This window comes from Tamlana crocina, assembly GCF_012037625.1.
The window spans coordinates 1-280 of sequence record NZ_JAAVJS010000889.1; the positions used below are offsets into that span (position 1 = coordinate 1).

Here is a 280-nt window from a genome sequence, read left to right on the forward strand (position 1 = left end):
TACCGCGGCACCATTTCTTCGGCATCTTCTTCTTTATGGAAATGCAGGATGAATTTGGCATTTTTGACATCCTTCTCCTGTGGAGTTCCGAATACACGCAGGGAATTGTAGAAGAACTTCGCCCCTTTCCCTACTGAAGCCACGCATTGCACCAGGCCCGAATATTCGTAAATGGTATCGTGATAAAGTTTATAGATATCTTCATCGGGAATGTCTTCAAGGCGCTGACTGAAGAACTGCCGTTGTAAAGTATAAGGATCGAACTTTAATTTTCGATATT

1 protein-coding gene is annotated in these 280 nt (G+C 42.9%); it reads right to left on the reverse strand.

The genetic code is table 11. The features are described 5' to 3' along the window. A partial coding sequence (locus HC176_RS19400) for a tyrosine/phenylalanine carboxypeptidase domain-containing protein (RefSeq protein ID WP_167920588.1) occupies window positions 1–280 on the reverse strand: 280 nt, incomplete at both ends.